Below are 3,730 nucleotides of genomic sequence, written 5' to 3'. Positions count from 1 at the left end.
TTTGGCGCATTGCTGGTGATCGGGTCCTGCCTGATGTGGTTTGGCAAGCCCGGGGATCCCGGCGTCATTCCGCCGTTGCTGTTCGCGTACGCCGTGGCGACCGTGGGTGCTGAATTCGCCACCGTCTTCAACAATGCGATGATGCCGACGCTGGTGCCGCCGGACAAGATCGGGCGGCTATCAGGGACCGGCTGGGCCACCGGCTATGTCGGCGGCATCCTCAGTCTCATTCTCGTGCTCGGCTTTCTGGCCGCCAATCCCGAGACCGGGCGCACGCTGTTCGGATTCATGCCGCTGTTCGGTCTCGATCCTGTCTCCCATCAGGGCGACCGCATCAGCGGACCGCTGACCGGCATCTGGTTCGTCATCTTTGTGCTGCCGATGTTTTTGCTGACGCCGGATTATCCCGCCAGGCGCTCGGCGCGCGAAGCCGTGCGCGAGGGTTTGAGTGAGCTTCGGGAAACGCTGCGCGAATTACCCAGGCAGAAATCGATGGCGGCATTTTTGCTCGCCAACATGATCTATTCGGATGGCCTGGTGTCGCTGTTTGCGTTCGGTGGCATCTATGCTGCCGGCACTTTCGGCTGGAACACGATCCAGATCGGCAGTTTTAGTATCATACTGGCCATCGCGGGCACCCTTGGGGCCTGGATCGGCGGCAAGCTCGACGATGCGCTGGGGCCAAAGCGCGTGATCGCGGGCAGCATGCTGCTGTTGCTGCTGGCGATCGTCGCTATCCTGCTGGTGGACAAGGATTCGATCCTGTTCATCAAGGTCGCGGCCCCCGCACCCGGTGGCGCGCTGTTCTCCGGCGCCGCGGAACGGGCGTATCTGGTGCTGGGATGCCTGATCGGTATGGCCGGCGGCCCGCTGCAAGCGGCGTCGCGCACGCTGCTGATACGGATGGCGCCGAAAGATCGTATCGCGCAATATTTCGGGCTGTTCGCGCTGACTGGAAAGGTCACATCCTTCATCGGACCGCTGCTGATTGGTGTCATCACGGCGATAACCGAGAGCCAGAAGGCCGGCATGGCGGTGCTGGTGCTGTTTTTCGTCGCGGGACTGGGGTTGCTGGCGAGGGTGCGGGATTAGAGGCGCTCAACGTCCGTCACCCTGAGGTGCGAGCCCTTGCGAGCCTCGAAGGGCGACGGACAGACGCGCATGCCGCTCATCCTTCGAGGCTCGGCGCAAGAGCGCCGAGCACCTCAGGATGACGACGTTGTTGCGGCTCTCAGTGCCTGAAATGCCGCACGCCCGTAAACACCATGGCGATGCCGGCGTCGTCGGCGGCCTTGATCACTTCCTCGTCGCGGATCGATCCGCCGGGCTGGATCACGGCCGTGGCGCCGGCCTCGATTGCGACCAACAGGCCATCGGCGAACGGGAAGAACGCGTCGGACGCCACCACCGAGCCCTTGGTCATGGGCTCGGCGAGTTTTGCCTCGATCGCCGCATCCTGCGCCTTGCGCGCGGCGATCCGCGAGGCATCCACCCGGCTCATCTGGCCGGCACCGATGCCGACGGTGGCAAGATCCTTGGCATAGACGATGGTGTTCGACTTGACATGCTTGGCGACGCGGAATGCGAATTTGAGGTCGCGCAATTCGGCCTCCGTCGGCGCGCGCTTTGTCACCGCCTTCAGCGCGATGTCGTCGACCACGGCGTTGTCGCGGCTCTGCACCAGCAAGCCGCCGGCCACCGTCTTCGCGGTCAGGCCCGCCGCGCGCGGATCGGGCAGGCTGCCCGCCAGCAGCAGGCGCAAATTGCGCCGCTTGGCGATGATCGCAATCGCCTCTTCGGTCGCATCGGGGGCGATGATGACCTCGGTCAGGATTTCCGTGATGACGCGCGCGGTCTCCGCATCGAGCGTGCGGTTGACGGCGATGATGCCGCCATAGGGCGATTGGGTGTCGCAGGCGAACGCCTTGCGGTAGGCGTTGACGAGATCGGCTCCTTCGGCGACCCCGCAGGGGTTGGCGTGCTTGACGATGACGCACGCCGCGGTGCGCTTGGGGTCGAACTCGGCGATGCATTCATAGGCCGCATCGGTGTCGTTGATGTTGTTGTAGGATAATTCCTTGCCCTGCAGCTGCCGCGCGGTGGCGACGCCCGGCCGCTTGTCGGGCGTGCGGTAGAACGCAGCCGTCTGATGCGGGTTCTCGCCATAACGCAGCGCCTGGATCAGCTTGCCGCCGAAGGCGCGATAATCCGGCGCTTCGGTCTTGTTCTGAAGCGCGAACCAGTTCGAGATCGCTGCGTCATAGGCGCCGGTCCGGGCATAGGCCTTTGCCGCGAGCCGCCGCCGCAGCGACAACGTCGTCGCGCCGGCATGGGCGGCGAGTTCGTCGAGCACGATCCGGTAATCTGCGGGCTCGACCACGACCGCGACGTCGTCGTGGTTCTTCGCCGCCGCCCGGATCATGGCCGGACCGCCGATGTCGATGTTCTCGATGCACTCTTCGAAACCGGCGCCTTTGTCGACGGTCGCCTCGAACGGATAGAGATTGACGACCAGAAGATCGATCGGCGCGATGCCGTGCGCCTGCATCGCCTGCTTGTGCTCGGCGTTGTCGCGGATCGCCAGCAGTCCGCCATGCACTTTTGGGTGCAGCGTCTTGACCCGGCCATCCATCATCTCGGGAAAGCCCGTCAGCTCCGAAACATCCCTGACCTTCAATCCGGCGTCCGCGATCGCCTTCGCGGTGCCGCCGGTGGAAACCAGTTCGATGCCGTAGCCGGCCAGCGCGCGGGCGAATTCGATCAGTCCGGTCTTGTCGGAAACGGACAACAAGGCACGTGTTACGCGGCGCGGATGGTCGGTCATGAGCGGTGTCCTGCAGGGTAAGGGCGCCGGGTAGCACGGTTCTGCCGGCCACGGAACCGGGGTCGGCGGATACCTGATGCGTTGGCCACAGGAAGCGATAAGTGCACCACGATCGCTCGACGCTTACTGTGCATGGGGTCGTTTTCGCGATTTTGTGTCCAGGCCCTGCGGTTGCCGCCCATGGCGTATCGAAGACAGGATTTACAGCGGCAGTTCCGGCTCGCGGCGGGCGTTGCGCCGGGCCGCGGTGGCGGAGGCCGAGGTCGAGGAGCGCACAAAACTCCAGCGCACCGAGGGAGCGTGCCGGGAATCCTGCCGGATCACGATCTGGGCGGTGCGGCGCGGGCCGTCATTGCCGGCCAGGAACACGCTGTCCTCCAGGTCGACCTTGTCGTCGAGCGCCTCGAAGGTCCAGACGTCGCGGTTCGGCAGCACCAGCATGACGCCGCGCGCGTCGCTGAGCCGGCTCGCCTTCACCGACGGATGCAGATGAAACCGCAGGGCATAGTCGGTCTCGTTGCCCTTGATCCGCGCGCCCGGCGCCGGCGACACCGTATCCTCGCCATCGAGCCGCGTGCCGTCATGGGCGACCATCAGCACCCGGCGATGCACCACGCCGAATCGCGCCAGATAGCCGTCATGCGACGTGGTCAGCAGCACGCCGTTGGCGACCACTTCGCGATAGCTTTCCACATTGGCCGGGCCGCTGATTACGGGGGCGCCCTGCAGGAACCGCTTCATCGCCGAGAGCTCGACGAATTGGCAGGATGAAGTGTCGTGATAGGTCAGCGTCGAATGCGCCGCCGTGCTGCGCGCAAAGACACGCCAATTGTCACGGCCGGTAGCCGGCATGCCGCAATTGACGAGGATTCGGTTTGGTCCGGACGATAGTTCGAACGAGAGGCA

General features: G+C 64.9%; 3 protein-coding genes. 1 reads left to right on the top strand and 2 read right to left on the bottom strand.

The genetic code is table 11. The annotated features are described in order from the left end of the window. Nucleotides 1-1,092 (top strand): MFS transporter (locus tag VK804_RS26225; protein WP_325375646.1); only part of this gene is annotated, 1,092 nt, incomplete at its 5' end. Nucleotides 1,093-1,231: 139 nt separating this feature from the next. Here VK804_RS26225 and purH read toward each other — a convergent pair. Further along, complete coding sequence (purH, locus tag VK804_RS26220) at nt 1,232-2,824, bottom strand: bifunctional phosphoribosylaminoimidazolecarboxamide formyltransferase/IMP cyclohydrolase (protein WP_325375644.1); 1,593 nt, start codon at nt 2,822-2,824, stop codon at nt 1,232-1,234. A gap of 201 nt (nt 2,825-3,025) precedes the next feature. Next, nucleotides 3,026-3,730, bottom strand: a 705-nt coding sequence (locus VK804_RS26215) for a heparinase II/III-family protein (protein WP_325375642.1), incomplete at its 5' end; no start/stop codon positions are given.

It is taken from the genome of Bradyrhizobium sp., assembly GCF_035484855.1.
GTDB lineage: Bacteria > Pseudomonadota > Alphaproteobacteria > Rhizobiales > Xanthobacteraceae > Bradyrhizobium.
Note: the sequence above shows the minus strand (reverse complement) of the source record. Positions and strands in the feature narration are given on the sequence as shown.